Here is a 17,734-nt window from a genome sequence, read left to right on the forward strand (position 1 = left end):
TCGCAGGGGATGCTTGTAAAACTATAAATGAAAACGCGCCCGCGGCCCCCTGGCAGTATTGCCAGGGGGCCGCGGGCGCGTTCAACAACCAGAAACTACTGCGTGATCAGTGCACGTCCTTCCAGTATTCACGCTTGAGCAAGTAGGCGAATACGAAGAAGAAAGCCAGGTACAGCAACACGTAGGTACCGATGCGCTGGCTTTCCAGTTTGACCGGGTTGGCCGAATAGGCCAGGAAGGTCACCAGGTTCTTGACCTTCTCGTCGAACTGCTCGGTCGTCAGGGTACCGGAATTCGGCGTGATGGTCAGCTGGTCGCAGGCCTCATGGGTCAAAGGGCTGCCGGTCAATGGGTCAAATTGTTTCTTCCCATCCACCACCGTCTGCACCTGCTTGCAACCGATGACCTGATTGCCCTGCAGGCCGACCAACACGTTGGGCATGCCGACGTTGGGGAACACCTTGTTGTTCACTCCGTAAGGGCGCGACGGGTCCTCGTAGAAGGCCCGCAGGTAGCTGTACAGCCAGTCGGTACCACGCACGCGCGCCACCAGGGTCAGGTCGGGTGGTGCCGCACCGAACCAGGTCTTGGCATCAGCGGGCTTCATGCCAATCTGCATGTGGTCACCAATCTTGGCACCGGTGAACACTAAGTTGTCGAGCATCACCTCGTGTGGGATGCCCAGGTCGTCGGCCACCCGCTCATAACGCTGGAACTTGGCACTGTGGCAACCCATGCAATAGTTGGCGAAGGTGCGTGCACCGTCCTGCATGGCGGCCTTGTCAGCCAGGTCGATATCGACCTTGTCCAGCTCTACCCCGTGTTCAGCGGCGGATCCAATGGCAGGCATCACGGCCAGCAAAAATACTGCAATCAACTTTTTCATCAGCCAGTCACCCTTTCCGGAACCGGTTTGGTCTTCTCGAGCCTTGTGTAGAACGGCATCAGCAGGAAGTAGGCGAAGTACAACACCGTGCACACCTGCGACAACAAGGTACGCCCCGGGGTCGGTGCCAGTACGCCCAGGACACCCAGGATCACGAAGGCAACACAGAACACCAGCAGGAAGAGCTTGCTGATCCAGCCCTTGTAGCGCATGGAGCGCACCGGGCTGCGGTCGAGCCAGGGCAGTACGAACAGCACGGCGATGGCGGCACCCATGGCGATCACGCCCATCAGCTTGTCAGGCACCGCGCGCAGAATGGCGTAGAACGGTGTGAAGTACCAGACAGGGGCAATGTGTTCGGGCGTCTTGAAGGCGTTGGCTTGCTCGAAGTTGGGTTTTTCCAGGAAGTAACCGCCCATTTCCGGGAAGAAGAACACCACGGAGCAGAACACGAACAAGAACACCACTACGCCTACGATGTCTTTCACCGTGTAGTAAGGGTGGAACGGAATGCCATCCAGCGGAATACCGTTTTCGTCCTTGTGCTTCTTGATGTCGACGCCATCGGGGTTGTTCGAGCCCACCTCGTGCAGCGCCAGGATGTGCAGCACCACCAGGCCCAGGATGACGATCGGCAACGCCACCACATGCAGGGCGAAGAACCGGTTCAAGGTGATACCCGAAATCAGGTAGTCGCCACGAATCCACTGGGTGAGGTCATCGCCGATCACCGGAATGGCGCCAAACAGCGAGATGATCACCTGTGCGCCCCAGTACGACATCTGGCCCCAGGGCAGCAGGTAGCCCATGAAGGCCTCCGCCATCAGCGCCAGGTAGATCAGCATGCCGAACAGCCAGACCAGCTCTCTGGGCTTCTGGTAAGAGCCGTAGAGCAGGCCGCGGAACATGTGCAGGTACACCACGATGAAGAACGCCGACGCCCCGGTGGAGTGCAGGTAACGCAGAATCCAGCCGTATTCCACATCGCGCATGATGTACTCGACCGAGGCAAACGCCTCCTCGGCCGACGGTGTAAAGCTCATGGTCAGCCACACACCGGTCACGATCTGGTTGACCAGCACCAGCAGCGCCAGGGAACCGAAGAAGTACAGGAAGTTGAAGTTCTTGGGCGCGTAGTACTTGCTGAGGTGTTCTTCCCACATCTTGGTGGCGGGGAAGCGTGCGTCGACCCAGTCCATGAATTTGCTCATCATGCATTCTCCTGGTCGACGCCAATGACGACGATCTCATCCGACTCATAGGAGTGCGGTGGCACTGGCAGGTTAAGAGGGGCAGGCTGCGATTTGTAAACACGCCCGGCCAGGTCGTAGTGGGAACCGTGGCAGGGGCAGAAGTAGCCACCGACCCACTTGGGGCCCAGATCGGCGGGTGCAACTTCGGGACGGAAGGTGGGGGAGCAGCCCAGATGCGTACACAGCCCTACCAGGATGAGAATTTCAGGCTTGATGGAGCGCACTTGCGGGTCGACGTAGGTCGGCTGCACCGAGGCTTTGGAATCCGGGTCGGACAACTCGCCGGTGATTTTTTTCAGGTTGCCGAGGATCTCATCCGTTCGCCGCACGATGAATACTGGCTGGCCTCGCCATTCGGCGACCATTTGCTGCCCTGGCTCAACCTTGGCGATATTTACCTTTACCGGTGCACCTGCGGCTTTCGCCTTGGCGCTGGGGAACCATGACCCCACGAACGGTACCGCAGCCCCCACTGCTCCCGCTGCCCCGACCACGGATGTCGCGGCTACGAGGAAGCGGCGCCGGCCTGCGTTGACGCCGTCATTGCTCATTCAGTCCTCTCCCATCAGCTTGCTTGGCCTGTTGAACCAGGCTCGTACTTAGGTTGTGTCAGTGCGCTAAAAATTGGCCGCCATGGTAAGAAACAAATCCACACACTGACAAGGTGATTACCCCAGTGCAGGGGGACAACCCACGCTTTGCTTGATCTGCGTCTATGCGACAAGCGGTCACCGACATGCTGACAGGTTAGTTCAGGCGAAAAAAAAAGCCCGGTTCCAAGGAACCGGGCTTTTTTCGACTGCCGAAGCGGTATTAACGCTTGGAGTACTGAGGACGCTTACGCGCTTTACGCAGACCCACTTTCTTACGCTCGACTTCACGAGCGTCGCGGGTGACGTAGCCAGCACGACGCAGAGCGCCACGCAGAGTTTCGTCGTATTCCATCAGGGCGCGGGTGATACCGTGACGGATCGCACCGGCCTGACCGCTGACACCACCACCGGAAACGGTGACGTAGATGTCGAACTTCTCGACGCTTTCGGTCAGCTCGAGTGGCTGACGAACAACCATGCGAGCGGTTTCACGACCGAAGAACACGTCCAGAGAACGGTTGTTGATGGAGATGTTACCAGTACCCGGACGCAGGAATACGCGAGCGGTTGCGGTCTTGCGACGGCCAGTGCCGTAATTTTGAGTCGCCGACATAATGAACTATCCCGTTAGATCTTCAGTTCTTGAGGCTGCTGAGCAGTGTGTGGGTGAGCTGCACCCGCGTACACTTTCAGCTTACGGTACATGTCGCGACCCAGCGGGTTCTTAGGCAGCATGCCTTTGACCGCGGTTTCGATAACACGCTCAGGGGCCTTGGCGATCAACTTCTCGAAGTTGATTTCCTTGATGCCGCCCGGGAAACCGGAGTGGGAGTAGTACATTTTGTCGGAAGACTTGGCACCCGTTACACGAATCTGCTCGGCGTTGATGACGACGATGTAGTCGCCGGTGTCAACGTGAGGAGTGTATTCTGGCTTGTGTTTGCCACGCAGACGGCTAGCGATTTCGGTAGCCAGACGACCCAGGGTCTGGCCAGCGGCGTCGACTACGAACCACTCGCGCTTTACTGTTTCCGGTTTAGCAGTAAAAGTTTTCATTCTCTAAAGCCTCAGAGGCCGCCCAGCGAAAAATAGACGGCGAATCTTACTGGATAGTGCACGGCTTGCCAAGGGCAAGCGCGCAGCCGAACGCTGACGCTTTTGGGGGCTCGGGTCAGGCACGCCAATGTTCGACGGGGTTCTTCCTGCGTGGTGGTGCATCACTTCCGCCACACGGAGAGGCGCTGAATTATCCAGATTGCGCGAAAAATTTCAACCTGCTTTGATGAACAAACTTTCTGAAGGAGTATGCAACCGATGGAATACCGCCAGCTCGGCCGTACCGACCTCAACGTCAGCGCCCTGTGCCTGGGCACCATGACCTGGGGCGAACAGAACGATCAGGCCGAGGCCTTTGCCCAGATTGGCCGCGCCAAGGCCGCCGGCATCAACTTCATCGACACCGCCGAAATGTACCCGGTGCCGCCACGCCCCGAGACCTACGCGGCCACCGAGCGCGTCATCGGCAACTGGTTTGCCAGCCAGGGTGACCGTGACGACTGGGTGCTGGCCAGCAAGGTGGCGGGCCCCGGCAATGGCATCAGCCACATCCGCGATGGCCAGCTCAGGCATAACCGCCAGCACATCGTCGCGGCCCTGGACGAAAGCCTCAAGCGCCTGCAAACAGACCGCATCGACCTGTACCAACTGCACTGGCCCGAGCGCAGCACCAACTTCTTCGGCAAGCTGGGCTACCAGCACCTGCCCCAGGACCACTTCACGCCGCTGGAAGAAACCCTCGAGGTGCTGGACGAGCAGGTGCGCGCGGGCAAGATCCGCCACATCGGCCTGTCCAACGAAACGCCGTGGGGCACCATGAAGTTCCTGCAGTTGGCCGAGAGCCGGGGCTGGCCACGCGCCGTTTCGATCCAGAACCCCTACAACCTGCTCAACCGCAGCTTCGAGGTGGGCCTGGCCGAGGTCGCGATCCGTGAACAGTGCGGCCTGCTGGCCTACTCGCCCCTGGCCTTCGGCATGCTGTCGGGCAAGTACGAGAACGGTGCCCGGCCGCAAAACGCGCGCCTGACCCTGTTCAGCCGCTTCGCCCGCTACTCCAACCCGCAGACCACCCATGCCTGCAGCCGTTACGTGCAACTGGCCCGCGAGCACGGCCTGGACCCGGCACAGATGGCCCTGGCCTTCGTCACCCGCCAACCCTTCGTGACCAGCAACATCATCGGTGCCACCAGCCTGGAGCAGCTGGACAGCAACCTGGCCAGCCTGTCACTGACCCTGAGCGACGAACTCTTGGCCGCAATCGAGGCCATCCACCAGGACCAACCCAACCCGGCACCTTGAGCCGCAGCCGCCTTCTGTTGCAGCAAGCAGCTCACCGCTAGCTGCTTGCTGCTTGCCGCTTGCCGCTGCCCCCCCTTGCCGCTGGCCGAAAAAAATAAGACGATCCAGCCAGTGATTGACCACTCCCCCCTATAAGAACAATGACAATGATGTTTACCCAACCCCCCGCGTCGCTGCGGCGCGTCAGCATCCTGGCCATTGACAAGGTGTTCGCTTCTACCTTGATGCAGGCCAAGGACTTCTTCCACCTCGCCAGCCTGCGTTACAGCAAGCAGCTGGGCCTGGGCTTGCAGCCCATGTTCGAGATTCACTTGGTGAGCCCTGACGGCCTGCCCGTGGAAAGTTTCAGCAATGTGCAATTGCCCGTGGACGGTGGGCTGGAAGATGCGGATGTGATCATCCTGCCGGCCTTCTGGGACGATTTCGACAACCTGCTGCAACGCTACCCCCAGGTATTGCCCTGGCTACGGGCACAACATGCCCGCGGTGCGGTGCTGTGCGCAGAGGCAAGCGGGGTGTTCTGGCTGGCCGAGTCCGGCCTGCTGGATGGCAAGGAGGCCACCACCTACTGGCGATTCTTCGCCAGCTTCGCCGAACGCTTTCCGAAGATCCGCCTGAACCAGGACAAGCACCTGACCGATGCCGACAACCTGTATTGTGCGGGCGGCGCTACATCGGCGTGCGACCTGTACATCTACCTGATCGAGCGTTTCTGCGGGGCCAACGTGGCACGTGCGGTATCCCGCGACATCCTTTACGAGGTGCAGCGCAACTACTCGCCGGGGCGCATGGGCTTTGGTGGCCAGAAGCTGCACCAGGACCTGATCATCCTGCAGATCCAGCACTGGCTCGAAGAGCATTTCGCAGACAAGTTCCGCTTCGAGGACGTGGCCCGCAACCACGGCATGAGCATCCGCAATTTCATGCGCCGCTTCCAGGGCGCCACAGGCGACAAGCCGCTGCATTACCTGCAACGCCTGCGGATCGAGACAGCCAAGGGGTTGTTGTCCAGCACCCGCAAGAGCATCAAGACCATCAGTTACGAGGTCGGCTACGACGATGCCAGTTTCTTCGCGCGGCTGTTCCGCCAGCACACCGAACTGTCACCCAACCAGTATCGCCAGCAATTCATGCAGGAGGCCTAAGAGCCGCCTGCAGCGGCAAGCTATAAGCTGCAAGCTGCAAGAAAAAGCCACAGCAGCGCGTACACCGCACTGGCTTTAGCTTGCCGCTTGCCGCTTATAGCTTGCAGCTGCCCGCTAGGGCTTGTGGGGGCGGGACAGGAACTCGTGGGACTGCATTTCCAGCAGCCGGCTTAGCGTGCGCTGGAACTCGAAGCTCAGGCGGCCGCCGGTGTACAGGTCTTTGAGCTCCACCTCGGCTGAGATGATCAGCTTGACGTTGCGGTCGTAGAACTCGTCCACCATGTTGATGAAGCGGCGGGCGATGTCGTCGGTGGCGACGCCCATCTGCTCCACATTGCTCAGCAACACGGCATGGAAGATCTTACCCAGTTCGATATAGTCGTTCTGGCTGCGCGGCCCGTCGCACAACGCGCGGAAGTCGAACCAGGCCACGTCGTCGCAGGTGCGCAGCGCGTGGATCGGGCGGTTCTCGATCATCAGCACATCGTTTTCCACCGCCTGGGTGCACTCAGGCGTCAGCGCCTTGAAGCTGGCGCGCATGCTCTGCTGAGCGGCTTCATCGAGCGGGTGATGGAACAGTTCGGCCTGCTCCAGGTGGCGCAGACGGTAATCGACCCCGCTATCGACGTTCACCACGTCGGTGTACTGCTTGATCATGGCAATGGCCGGCAGGAAGCGCGCACGTTGCAGACCATCCTTGTAGAGGCCGTCCGGCACGATGTTGGACGTGGCCACCAGCGATACACCGTTCTTGAACAGTTCTTCCATCAAGGTGCCAAGGATCATGGCATCGGTGATATCCGACACGAAGAATTCGTCGAAGCAGATGACCTTGGCCTCTTCGCTGAAGCGCTTGGCAATAATGGTCAGCGGGTTCTTCTCGCCCTTGAGGGTTTTCATTTCCTCGTGCACCCGCTTCATGAAGCGGTGGAAGTGCGTGCGCATCTTCTGCTTGAACGGCAGCGCCTCGTAGAAGGTATCGACCAGGTAGGTCTTGCCTCGCCCTACCCCACCCCAGAAGTACAGGCCCTTGACCGGGGTCTGCTCCTTTTTGCCAAACAGTTTGCCGAACATGCCCGGCTTGCTGTTCTGTGCATGCACCAGATCGTCGTACAGGCGCTGCAGGTGACGCACCGCATTTTCCTGCGCCGCGTCATGGAAGAAGTCGGGACGTTTCAGATCTGCTTGATAGCGTTCTAAGGGAGTCATGATTCGTTAGCGAGGCAACAAAAAACGGGCCGTCACTGTAGCGACCGGCCCGCTTAATGGCAATCAGACTTGCGGCGAAATGCCTCAGCCTGAATGCATTTCCTACATTCAACCTTGTTGCGGCTGCAGGGCTGCACGCAGGCTTTCGATGGCCGCATCACGGGCCTCGACGCTGCTGCACTGCGGCCCGTCGGCAACGTGCTCGCCGTTCAACCACAGGCCAAAGCCCAGGCCCTCGGCGCGAACATCGGCCTCGCCACCCTGCTGCAGCTGTTTGCTTACGGCCCCTGCGCTCTTGCCGTCGGCAAAACTGCGCGACAGCAGCAGTTGCTCGCCATCGGCGGCCAACAGGCGGAAGCGGAAGCTGCCGTCTTCGTCACGGAAGCTGACGAAGCGGGCACTTTTGGTGGCCTTTTTCTTCACGTCGGCGGCAGCCTGTACGCTGCTGCGGAACGAGCGCAAGCCTACCGCTTCACGCAGTTGCTCAAGGAACGGGGTGGCGATTTTGCGCGCCTTGGCAGCACCCGCCAGCAGGATGTCTTCCAGGTCGGCCGGGCGAGCGATCAACTGGTGGTAGTACTCGCGCTTTTCGGCCAACTGGCCGTCCAGCAACTGGAACAGGCGCTGTTTTGCTTCACCCCAGCCCAGGCCTTGCTCCAGCTCCGCGCGGAACTCGGTGCATTGCGCTGGCGTGGAGAACGCCTGGAACAGGGTGAACAGGTGCGCGTTGTCCGGGTCTTTCGCCTCGCCAGGGGCGCGCGAGTCGGTGACGATGCGCGAGATCGCATCCTTCATGTCCTTGGCGCTGGTGAACAGCGGAATGGTGTTGTCGTAGCTCTTGGACATCTTGCGCCCATCCAGGCCCGGCAGGGTCGCAACACTTTCCTCGATCACGGCCTCTGGCAGGGCGAAGAAGTCCTGACCCTGGCCGAACAGGTGGTTGAAGCGCTGGCCGATATCGCGGGCCATTTCCACGTGCTGGATCTGGTCACGGCCCACCGGCACCTTGTTGGCGTTGAACATCAGGATGTCTGCCGCCATCAGTACCGGGTAGCTGAACAGGCCCATGGAAACGCCGGCATCCGGGTCTTCGCCGTTTTCCACGTTCTTGTCCACCGAGGCCTTGTAGGCATGGGCGCGGTTGAGCAGGCCCTTGGCGGCAACGCAGGTCAGCAGCCAGGTCAGCTCGGGGATTTCCGGGATGTCGGACTGGCGGTAGAAGGTCACCGTGTTCGGGTCCAGGCCACCGGCCAGCCAGGTGGCGGCGATTTCAAGGCGCGAGCGCTGGATGCGCAGCGGGTCGTCGCACTTGATCAGCGCGTGGTAGTCGGCCAGGAAATAGAACGAGTCGGCGCCGGGCTGCTGGCTGGCACGAATCGCCGGGCGGATGGCACCGGCATAGTTGCCCAGGTGCGGAGTGCCGGTGGTGGTGATACCGGTAAGGATGCGCGTGGTCATGGGTGTTCGCTTATTCAGGCTTGGCTCAGTTCGAAAGGCGTGGCAGCAGCAGATCCTTCAGATCGGTCAGCTTGCCATGGAAGAAGTGTCCGCATTCTGCCACTTTCAGCAGCTCATGGGGGCGCGACAGGTTGTGGGACCAATCGTAAACCAGCTGCGGTTCCACAACTTCGTCCGCTTCGGGCTGCACCACCGTGATCGGGCACTGCTCCGGCAGCGGGAACGCTGCGGTCAGGCGCATCACCGCCGGGGCAATCATGAACAGGTGCTGCAACGTCACGCCGTCGGCTTCCAGGCGGCCGGCCAGGCTGGTGGCCACGAAGCCGCCGAACGAGAAGCCCATCAACACCACTGGCAGCGCAGGGTGCGTGGCCCGCAGCCAGGCGGCCGCGGCTTGTGCATCGGCCACCTCGCCAGCGCCCATGTCATGGGTGCCGGCGCTTTGCCCGACACCGCGGTAGTTGAAACGCAGGGTCACATAGCCGGCATCGCGGGCGGTGCGTTGCAGCGTCGAGACCACCTTGTTGAGCATGGTGCCGCCCTGGACCGGGTTGGGATGGCAGATCAGCACCGCGCCACGGGCATCGGCAACGTCCAGGTACAAGGCTTCGAGCGGGCCACTGGGGCCGTCGATGAACAAGGCGGTTTCTCGGACAAGCAAGGCACTACTCCGTGACCTTGAGAGAGGTCGATTCGTCTAGGTGAGGAATTCTGTTCTGATTTGCGATCGCTCGCGGTATACAGCGCAGGTCTGAGCCGTTAACGTAAAGCAAAGCCGTTTATAGAGGAAGGACTCGTGGAACTCTCGCTCCTTGTTTGGTTGTTGCCGACCCTGGCCCTGGTCATTGGCGTGGTCGTAGGTTTCGTCGTGGCCCGCCTGTTGCCCAATGCCGCCCCCAGCAGCACACAGCGCCAGCTGGATGACATCCAGCAGCGTTTCGACAGCTACCAGAACCAGGTAGTTACCCATTTCAACAGCACGGCGGTGCTGGTGAAGAAGCTGAACCAGAGCTACCAGGATGTGCAGGATCACCTGGCCGACGGTGCCAACCACCTGGCCCTGGACGAGCTGACCCGCCAACGCCTGCTGGCCGCACTGCATTCAGAAGGCGCCCACGGGCACCGTGACCGCCTGACCCCACCGAAGGACACGGCCGAAGTGCCCCGCGACTACGCGCCCAAGACGCCGAACTCGCCAGGCATGCTGGACGAGAGCTACGGGCTCAAGCATTGAGTCACTGAAAAGAATCAAGGCCTCGAAAGAGGCCTTTTTCTTGCCCCGTGGAAGAGCTGAAGAAAACCCCGCCGAAGCGGGGTTTTCTACTCAGGTCAAGGCTTGCGCCAGGACTGGCCACCTTCTTCATCGTCACCGCCTGTGCGGCAAATGAACACGTCGATACATGTTGGGACTGCTTCCATGGTGCAACTCCTCTTGGATGTGCTGGTAACGTCACCAGCACATCCAGCATGCGTTCGCCGCGCTGGATCAGGCATCGGGCAAAGCTTCCAAACAGGCATGTCAAAGTCACAAGCAAGCCTGCAGCGCCTGCTCAACATCCGCCAGCAGATCCTCCACATCCTCCAGCCCCACCGACAAACGCACCAGCCCTTCGGAAATGCCGTGATGCGCCCTCTCCTGGGGCGTGTAGCTGGAGTGGGTCATGCTCGCCGGGTGCTGGGCCAACGACTCGGCATCCCCCAGGCTCACGGCCCGTGCGAACAGCTGCAAGGCATTCATGAATCGTCGCCCGGCCTCGATACCGCCCTTGAGCTCGAAAGCGATCATGCCACCGGGCAAGCGCATCTGGCGGTTGGCCAACGCATGCTGGGCAAAGGTTGGCAGCCCCGGGTAATGGATCAGTTCGACCTGCGGCTGGGCTGCGAGGTACTGCGCCACCTGCCCGGCATTAGCGCAGTGGCGGTCCATGCGCAGCGCCAGGGTCTTGATGCCGCGCATCAGCAGCGCCGCGTCATGGGGCGACAGCACCGCCCCGGTCATGTCCTTGAGCCCCTCCAGGCGGATGCGGTCGACCAAAGCCTGGCGCCCCACCACCAGCCCCGCAGTAATGTCACCGTGACCGCTCAGGTACTTGGTGGCCGAATGCACCACCAGGTCGGCACCGAGCTCCAGCGGGCGTTGCAGGTAAGGGGTGCAGTAGGTGTTGTCGACCACCACCCGCACATCCCGCCCGCGTACGGCCTCGGCAACCGCCGCGATGTCGACCAGTTGCATGGTCGGGTTGGCTGGCGTCTCGAAGTAGATCATGCGCGTGCGGTCGTTGAGCGCCGCCCTCAATGCCGCCGCATCGTTCAGGTCCACGTGGTGAACCTTTACCCCGAACTCGCCGATGCCATGGTGCAGAAAGGCGAACGTGCAGCCATACAGCGTGCGCCCGACAATCAACTCGTCGCCCGGGCGCAGCAGCGTCCACATCGTCGAGGTAATGGCACCCATGCCCGAAGCCAGCGCCAGCCCCGCTTCGCCGCCCTCCAAGGAGGCCATGCGCTGCTCCAGCAGGGCCAGGGTGGGGTTGGAAATACGGCTGTAGAAATGCCCGGCCTGCTCCCCGGCAAAGCACGCAGCACCGTACTCAACCGTAGGGAAGGCATAGGTGGCAGTTTGGTAGACAGGCGGCACCAAGGCACCGCCCTGGGTCAAGGGGTCGTACCCGTAATGGATCGCCCGCGTAGAAAAACCGGTGTTGTTGTCGGAGCCGCGCATGGCAACTGCCTCTTGTAGGTTGCTCTAAGCTTATGCCAGCACAATCCAAGAATTTTTCCAAAATCGCCAGCCTAACTACGCTGCTTTGGAACAGAAACAATAAACCTGAATATTTGAGGGCAAATCATGCCTGCACCCCTGGACCGCATCGACCGCGCCCTGCTCGCCGCCTTGCAGAACAATGCCCGCCTGACGGTCGCTGAACTCGCCGACCTGGTATCGCTGACTACCTCGCCCTGCTGGCGCAGGGTCAAGCTGCTGGAGGAGAACGGCTATATCACCGGCTACCAGGCCATGCTTTCACCCAAGTCGCTAGGGTTCGGGGTAACCGCCTTCGTCAGCATCATGATGGATTCCCACACCAAGCCCATGGCGCTGGCGTTCGAGCAGCGGCTGATGGAGATACCCGAGATTGTCGCCTGCCATCACATTTCCGGGCGGTACGATTTTTTGCTGGAAATCGTGGCCAGCGACCTGGAGTCCTTCGGCGAATTTGCCCGTGAGGTGCTGCAGCGCCTGCCGGGGGTGAAGGAGATCTATTCGAGTTTTTCCTACAAGGCGGTGAAGGAGCGGCGAATGGTCCCCGTCGCGGAAAAACACATTTGAACAACACCGGCCGTGGTGCATGCAAGCGCCGTTTCAGTCCAAAGACACTTTCGTGCCCCGGTTCAATAAAGTGCACGGCGCCACACCAAATGCCTTGCGAAACGCGTGGCTGTAATGGGAAAAATCGCTGAAGCCATAATCCAGCGCCGCCTGGGAAATGCTCTTGACTCGGCCGCGCTCCAACGCAGTGCGGCTGGCATCCAGGCGCTCTTTCCAGATGGCCGCCGCCGGGGTTTTCTGGTGGCGGGCGAAGGCCCGGGTAACGGTGCGCGTCGACACATGATGCACCTGCGCCAGGCGTTCCAGGTTGAGGTCGGGGTCGGCCAGGTGCTGGCGGATGTAGTGCATGACCCGGCCATGCAGGTCAAGTTCGTGCTGAGTGACGGTCAGGTCCTGCCACTCAAGGCTCAATACCAGCAGATCGAGCAAGGTGTCGGCGTAGCGCTCGCTGAGCACGTCGCTGCCAACCGTACCGTGGCTGGCTGCCTGCTGAATCATTGCCCGCAATGGCAATACGCCCGGCCGCCGCTGATCCAGCAGCATGCCGGTGCGTTGCTCGATGGCCGGTACACGGGTAGCCAGCCACGCCCGGGGGATACGCAGCAGGTGGTTTTCGGTACCACCCAGGCTGAAACGGAAACACTGGTCTGCGTCGTAAAGAAACACGTCCTCGGCAGAAAACGCAGCCTGTCGCCCACCTTGCTCGAATTGCCCGAAGCCTTTTGGGGTGAATGCCAGCCACAGGTCGTCATTCGGATCGCTGCGCACGTGACCCGGTTTGCGCGCCCAGTGATGCAGGGGTGAGGACAGGGTATAGAGCTCGAGCGCACCGATGCCCTTCACCGCCAGCATGCCTTCGAAATCGCTCTGCGACGCGGGTTGGCTGTCGGCCTTGAGGCAGTGCTGGCAGACCACATCCTTCCAGTAATCGAAACGACGTGGCGCTTCCACTGCGACGGTCGAGTAGTGGCTGGGCACAGGCATGGCACTTACCTCACAAGGCGGACTGCGTCATGAATCGGGAGAGTCGCGGGCAACTCGCCAACCGATTTTTCAGCAAGTTCCACGCCAGCCCGGTAACCGCCGCCCCACGCTGCCGGGGCAGCAGCACGCCCCAGTAAGTGCCTCCCAATGGCGCACGTGGCGCGCGCCCGGCACCACCCTCGAACACGCCTGCCTCCGTGGCGTGAACCTGTCCTTTCCAGCCAATCGGTTGTCACGCCGAACAAAGCGGATGGGCCTTGCGCTGCATAACGTTTAGGCAACACCGGCCATTTCCCCGGTGCCCTCCAAGGCCACTGCGTGCGGCCTGATGAACATCAAGAAGAAAGGAGCAGCCTATGGAATCCGCGATCGACAAGCACCTCAAGTGCCCAAGAAGCCTGTCCCGCCGTGTGCCCGACGACTACCAACCGCCCTTCCCCATGTGGGTGGCCCGCGCCGGCGAGCACATGCAGCAGGTGGTGATGGCTTACCTGGGCGTGCAGTACCAGGGCCAGCAACACCAGCCCGCCGCGCTGCAGGCCATGGGCCAGATCGTGGCGAGCTTCAGCCTGGCCGATGGCCCGCTGAACCATGACCTGACCCACCACACCGACAACAGTGGCTACGACAACCTGATGGTGGTCGGCTACTGGAAAGACCCGGCCGCCTATGGCCGCTGGCTGAACTCACCGGAAGTGGCCCAGTGGTGGGCAGCCGAAGCGCGGCTGCAGGATGGGCTCGGATATTTCCGCGAGATCATCGCCCCACGGGCAGAACAGTTCGAAACGCTGTATGCCTTCCAGGACCGGCTGCCGGGTGTAGGCGCTGTAATGGACAGCACCAGCGGCGAGATCGAGGAACATGGCTACTGGGGCTCCATGCGCGACCGTTTCCCGGTGTCACAGACCGACTGGATGCTGCCCGACGGCGAATTGCGCATCGTCAGTGGTGACCCTGCCAAAGGCGGCCGGGTGGTGGTGCGCGGCCATGACAACATTGCGTTGATTCGTTCCGGGCAGGACTGGGTGGAGGCCGAGGCCGAGGAACGCTCGCTGTACCTTGACGAGATCCTTCCCACCCTGCAGGCAGGCATGGATTTCTTGCGTGACCAGGGGGCGCCACTGGGCTGCTACAGCAACCGCTTCGTACGCAATATCGACCTGCAGGGCAACCTGCTCGACTCAAGCTACAACATCGGCCACTGGCGGTCGGTTGAAAAGCTCGAGCGCTGGGCCGAGTCGCACCCTACCCACCTGCGCATCTTCGTCACCTTCTTCCGCGTGGCAAGCGGCCTGGAAAAACTGCGCTTGTACCATGAGGTGTCCGTGAGCGATGGCCGCCAGCAGCTGTTCGAGTACATCAACTGCCACCCCCATACCGGCATGATGCGCGATGCGCTACCCGCCGCTACCGGCTGCCCGCACCAGGCGCACGCATCATGAGGGCGCACGGCATGAACAAGTTGCGCCTGCTTACCCTAAGCGCGTTGCTGCCAGCCGCCGCAGCCCAGGCCGTGGAAGTGGCACCCGGGGACTACGAACAGTACCCGGTGGGCGCCACCATCGGTGCGCTGTACTACCAGCACTCCACCACCAACGCGGCCTACGCCCAGGGCCACAAGATAAGCTCGGACTTCAAGCTCAGGTCGGAGGTGGGCATTCTGCGCTTGCTGCACGTCATCGCCCTGAGTGACACGGTGACCGTCGACCCACAGTTCCTGCTGCCCTTCGGCCATGTGTCCAGCAGCGGCGATGCGTCGCCTCTGGGCAATGCCGACGGTATCGGCGACTTGATCCTGGCTGCGCCGTTCAAGCTACGGCTCAACGAAGCCCGGGACACCCTCAGCCTGACCCCGTACCTGTTCGTGCCCACGGGCAACTACGACCGCGATGACCCGCTGAACATCGGCGAAAACCGGTGGAAGTTCGAACTGCAGGGCGCCTACATCAAGCACTTCGACGCCCACTGGGCGGTGGACCTGGTCGGTGGCGCCACCTGGTATGGCGACAACGACGATTACGGGCCAGCTGGCCAGAAACTGGAGCAGGACGTGTCCTACGCTGCACAGATCATGGCCCGCTACATGCCGGACACGGCCACCACCTTTGCCGTTGGCGTCGGCCGCACCTGGGGCGGCGAAACCGAGGTCGCGCGGGTGGACCAGGACAACCGCCTAGGCACTACCAACCTGCGCCTGACCGCCACCCGTTTCGTCACTGCGCAGGACCAGCTGCAGCTGCAACTGGGGCGCGACCTGTCGGTGGACAACGGGCCCAAGGAGAACCTGCGCATCAACCTGCGCTATGCACACATCTTCTGAGGCAGCGTACCCCGCATTCATCACCCAATACCTGAAAGGATTGCCCCATGGCCATCGTCCGCCCCACCGCAACACAGATACAAGACCTCGCCCAACGTCTGCACATGCAACTGAGCCCCGAACAGGCCACGGAGTACCTGGCACTGATGCAAGGCAGCTTCGATGCCTATGACCTGATCGACGAGTTGCCCGACTACACCCCGGTCACAGCTGGCAAGCCGCGCACCAGCCATCGCCCGACCGACGCCGAAAACCCGCTGAATGCCTGGTACCAGCGCACCGAAATCAGTGGTGCTAGCGATGGCAAGCTGGCCGGGCGCAGTGTGGCCCTGAAGGACAACATCGCCCTGGCCGGTGTGCCGATGATGAACGGCGCCGCCCCCCTGGAAGGGTTCGTGCCGGGGTTCGACGCCACCGTGGTGACACGCCTGCTGGAGGCCGGGGCCACCATCGTCGGCAAGGCGACCTGCGAGCACTACTGCATCTCCGGCGGCAGCCACACGTCCGACCCTGCCCCGGTCCACAACCCGCACCGTCACGGTTACGCGTCCGGGGGCTCGTCCTCGGGCAGTGCGGCGCTGGTCGCCGCTGGCCAGGTGGACATGGCCATTGGCGGTGACCAGGGCGGCTCCATTCGCATCCCGTCGGCCTTCTGCGGTACCTACGGCATGAAGCCCACCCACGGCCTGGTGCCCTACACCGGCATCATGGCCATCGAGGCGACCATCGACCACGCTGGCCCCATCACCGCCAACGTGCGCGACAACGCGCTGATGCTGGAGGTGCTGGCCGGTGCCGACGGCCTGGACCCGCGCCAGGCCGCGCCGCAGGTGGACCACTACACCCAGTATCTGGACCGCGGCGTCAGCGGCCTGCGCATCGGCGTCCTCCAGGAAGGCTTCGAGCTGGACAACCTGGACCCACGGGTACGCGACACCGTGCACGCCGCCATCGAACGCCTGAGCGCACTGGGCGCGGTGGTGGAACCGGTATCCGTCGCCGAGCATCGGCTGGCCGGCGCGCTGTGGCACCCCATCGGTTGCGAGGGCCTGACCCACCAGCTGATGCACGCAAACGGCGCCGGGTTCAACTGGAAGGGCTTGTACGACGTGGCGCTGCTGGACAAACAGGCCGGCTGGCGCAACCAGGCTGATGTGCTGTCGCCCTCACTGAAGCTGTGCATGCTGGTGGGCCAGTACGGCCTGGAGCGGTACCACGGGCGCTACTACGCCAAGGCCCAGAACATTGCCCGCCTGGCCCGCGCAGGGTATGACCAGGCGCTGCAGCGCTACGACCTGCTGGTGCTGCCAACCGTGCCGATCATCGCCCAACCCCACCCGCCGGCAGGCTGTTCGATCAGCGAATACGTAGCCCGGGCGCTGGAGATGATCGGCAACACCAGCGCCCAGGACATCACCGGCCACCCGGCCATGTCCATCCCGTGCGGGAACGTGGACGGCCTGCCGGTGGGCCTGATGCTGGTGGGCAAGCACTACGCCGAGGGCCTGCTGTACCAGGCCGCCAGCGCCTTCGAAGCCAGCGTCGACTGGCGAACCCTTTGACCGCAATGCCTGATCAGGAGCCCACCATCATGAGCACATCAGTGCCAACCACCGACACCTCGACCCCGGGCCAGCGTGCCCGGGCGCTGCTGAAAGTGATGCAGGACAAGGGCATGGTGCCCGACGGCTACATCGAACAGCTCACCGACCTGATGGAGAACCAGTGGGACCCGGCCAACGGCGCGCGGGTGGTCGCCCGTGCCTGGGTCGATGAAGATTACCGCCGCCTGTTGCTGGAAGACGGCACCGCCGCCTGCGCCGAGTACGGCTACACCGGCCCCCAGGGCGAGTACATCGTGGCCCTGGAAGACACCCCCACGGTCAAGAACGTGATCGTCTGCAGCCTCTGCTCGTGCACCAACTGGCCGGTGCTCGGCCTGCCACCTGAGTGGTACAAGAGCTTCGAATTCCGCGCCCGCCTGGTGCGCGAAGGCCGCACGGTATTGCGCGAACTCGGCACCGAGCTGCCGCCCGACATGCAGGTCTGTGTGTGGGACACCAGTGCCGAGAGCCGCTACCTGGTACTGCCCCAACGCCCGGCCGGCAGCGAGCACCTGGATGAAGAGGCGCTGCGCCGCCTGGTCACCAAGGATGTGCTGATCGGCGTCGCCCTGCCCGTGGTGCGCTAGGCGCACCTTTTC

Annotated in this window: 18 protein-coding genes; 8 read left to right on the plus strand and 10 right to left on the minus strand. The window is 62.1% G+C overall.

The genetic code is table 11. The features are described 5' to 3' along the window. Positions 1–106 precede the first annotated feature (106 nt). The 5 genes from PPA02S_RS14395 to rplM all read right to left on the minus strand — a co-directional run bounded on the left by PPA02S_RS14395 (position 107) and on the right by rplM (position 3,788). The gene (locus tag PPA02S_RS14395; RefSeq protein WP_028635197.1) at positions 107–886 is read right to left on the minus strand and encodes a cytochrome c1; all 780 of its coding nucleotides are present in this window, start codon (positions 884–886) and stop codon (positions 107–109) included. Continuing rightward, positions 886–2,097: a cytochrome b gene (locus PPA02S_RS14400; RefSeq protein WP_028635198.1), complete on the minus strand. Its 1,212-nt coding sequence runs from the start codon at positions 2,095–2,097 to the stop codon at positions 886–888. Before PPA02S_RS14400 ends, PPA02S_RS14395 begins: the two co-directional genes overlap by 1 nt. Next, a complete protein-coding gene (gene petA / locus PPA02S_RS14405) occupies positions 2,097–2,690 on the minus strand; it encodes a ubiquinol-cytochrome c reductase iron-sulfur subunit (protein ID WP_028635199.1) in 594 nt (197 codons plus the stop codon). The genes PPA02S_RS14400 and petA overlap by 1 nt, the downstream gene beginning before the upstream one ends. 262 nt (positions 2,691–2,952) lie before the next feature. Further along, positions 2,953–3,345 carry a 30S ribosomal protein S9 gene (rpsI, locus tag PPA02S_RS14410; RefSeq protein WP_003251821.1) on the minus strand — a complete coding sequence of 131 codons (393 nt, stop codon included), beginning with the start codon at positions 3,343–3,345 and terminating at the stop codon, positions 2,953–2,955. A 14-nt stretch (positions 3,346–3,359) separates the two neighbouring features. Then, positions 3,360–3,788, minus strand: coding sequence for a 50S ribosomal protein L13 (rplM, locus tag PPA02S_RS14415; RefSeq protein WP_008097538.1), 429 nt, complete (start codon positions 3,786–3,788; stop codon positions 3,360–3,362). A 258-nt stretch (positions 3,789–4,046) separates the two neighbouring features. Between rplM and PPA02S_RS14420 the strand changes: the two genes are divergently transcribed. Together PPA02S_RS14420 and PPA02S_RS14425 are read left to right on the plus strand one after the other, a co-directional pair. Then, a complete protein-coding gene (locus PPA02S_RS14420) occupies positions 4,047–5,087 on the plus strand; it encodes an NADP(H)-dependent aldo-keto reductase (RefSeq protein ID WP_028635200.1) in 1,041 nt (346 codons plus the stop codon). Positions 5,088–5,311: 224 nt separating this feature from the next. Continuing rightward, positions 5,312–6,232 (plus strand): GlxA family transcriptional regulator, encoded by a 921-nt coding sequence (locus tag PPA02S_RS14425; protein ID WP_174435890.1) that lies wholly within the window; start codon positions 5,312–5,314, stop codon positions 6,230–6,232. A gap of 114 nt (positions 6,233–6,346) precedes the next feature. Here the strand turns inward: PPA02S_RS14425 and zapE are convergent, their stop codons facing one another. From zapE to PPA02S_RS14440, 3 genes are all read right to left on the minus strand, one after another. Continuing rightward, on the minus strand, positions 6,347–7,441 hold the full coding sequence (gene zapE, locus PPA02S_RS14430) for a cell division protein ZapE (protein ID WP_028635202.1): 1,095 nt from the start codon (positions 7,439–7,441) through the stop codon (positions 6,347–6,349). A gap of 108 nt (positions 7,442–7,549) precedes the next feature. Beyond that, positions 7,550–8,899, minus strand: a complete 1,350-nt coding sequence (locus PPA02S_RS14435) for a tryptophan--tRNA ligase (protein ID WP_028635203.1) — start codon at positions 8,897–8,899, stop codon at positions 7,550–7,552. 25 nt (positions 8,900–8,924) lie between these two features. Continuing rightward, positions 8,925–9,560 carry an alpha/beta hydrolase gene (locus tag PPA02S_RS14440; protein ID WP_028635204.1) on the minus strand — a complete coding sequence of 212 codons (636 nt, stop codon included), beginning with the start codon at positions 9,558–9,560 and terminating at the stop codon, positions 8,925–8,927. Between the two features lie 135 nt (positions 9,561–9,695). On the opposite strand from PPA02S_RS14440, the gene PPA02S_RS14445 reads away from it, so the two are divergent. Next, positions 9,696–10,133, plus strand: a complete 438-nt coding sequence (locus tag PPA02S_RS14445; protein ID WP_028635205.1) for a Z-ring associated ZapG family protein — start codon at positions 9,696–9,698, stop codon at positions 10,131–10,133. A gap of 291 nt (positions 10,134–10,424) precedes the next feature. On the opposite strand, the gene PPA02S_RS14450 is transcribed toward PPA02S_RS14445, so the two are convergent. Further along, positions 10,425–11,621: a methionine gamma-lyase gene (locus PPA02S_RS14450; protein ID WP_028635206.1), complete on the minus strand. Its 1,197-nt coding sequence runs from the start codon at positions 11,619–11,621 to the stop codon at positions 10,425–10,427. Positions 11,622–11,747: 126 nt separating this feature from the next. On the opposite strand from PPA02S_RS14450, the gene PPA02S_RS14455 reads away from it, so the two are divergent. Further along, complete coding sequence (locus tag PPA02S_RS14455) at positions 11,748–12,227, plus strand: Lrp/AsnC family transcriptional regulator (RefSeq protein ID WP_028635207.1); 480 nt, start codon at positions 11,748–11,750, stop codon at positions 12,225–12,227. Between the two features lie 33 nt (positions 12,228–12,260). Here the strand turns inward: PPA02S_RS14455 and PPA02S_RS14460 are convergent, their stop codons facing one another. Further along, positions 12,261–13,211, minus strand: coding sequence for an AraC-like ligand-binding domain-containing protein (locus PPA02S_RS14460; protein WP_028635208.1), 951 nt, complete (start codon positions 13,209–13,211; stop codon positions 12,261–12,263). A gap of 356 nt (positions 13,212–13,567) precedes the next feature. Here PPA02S_RS14460 and oxdA point away from each other — a divergent pair, with 356 nt between their 5' ends. The 4 genes from oxdA to nthA are packed head-to-tail and all read left to right on the plus strand — an operon-like array spanning position 13,568 to position 17,722. Beyond that, positions 13,568–14,653, plus strand: coding sequence for an aliphatic aldoxime dehydratase (gene oxdA, locus PPA02S_RS14465; RefSeq protein WP_028635209.1), 1,086 nt, complete (start codon positions 13,568–13,570; stop codon positions 14,651–14,653). A gap of 11 nt (positions 14,654–14,664) precedes the next feature. Next, complete coding sequence (locus PPA02S_RS14470; RefSeq protein WP_028635210.1) at positions 14,665–15,531, plus strand: transporter; 867 nt, start codon at positions 14,665–14,667, stop codon at positions 15,529–15,531. 47 nt (positions 15,532–15,578) lie between these two features. Continuing rightward, entirely contained in the window at positions 15,579–17,093 is a 1,515-nt protein-coding gene (locus tag PPA02S_RS14475) for an amidase (RefSeq protein WP_028635211.1), read from the plus strand. A gap of 29 nt (positions 17,094–17,122) precedes the next feature. Then, positions 17,123–17,722 carry a nitrile hydratase subunit alpha gene (gene nthA, locus PPA02S_RS14480; RefSeq protein WP_028635212.1) on the plus strand — a complete coding sequence of 200 codons (600 nt, stop codon included), beginning with the start codon at positions 17,123–17,125 and terminating at the stop codon, positions 17,720–17,722. Positions 17,723–17,734: the final 12 nt, after the last annotated feature.

Origin of the sequence: Pseudomonas parafulva NBRC 16636 = DSM 17004 (assembly GCF_000730645.1) — a bacterium.
Lineage (GTDB): Bacteria > Pseudomonadota > Gammaproteobacteria > Pseudomonadales > Pseudomonadaceae > Aquipseudomonas > Aquipseudomonas parafulva.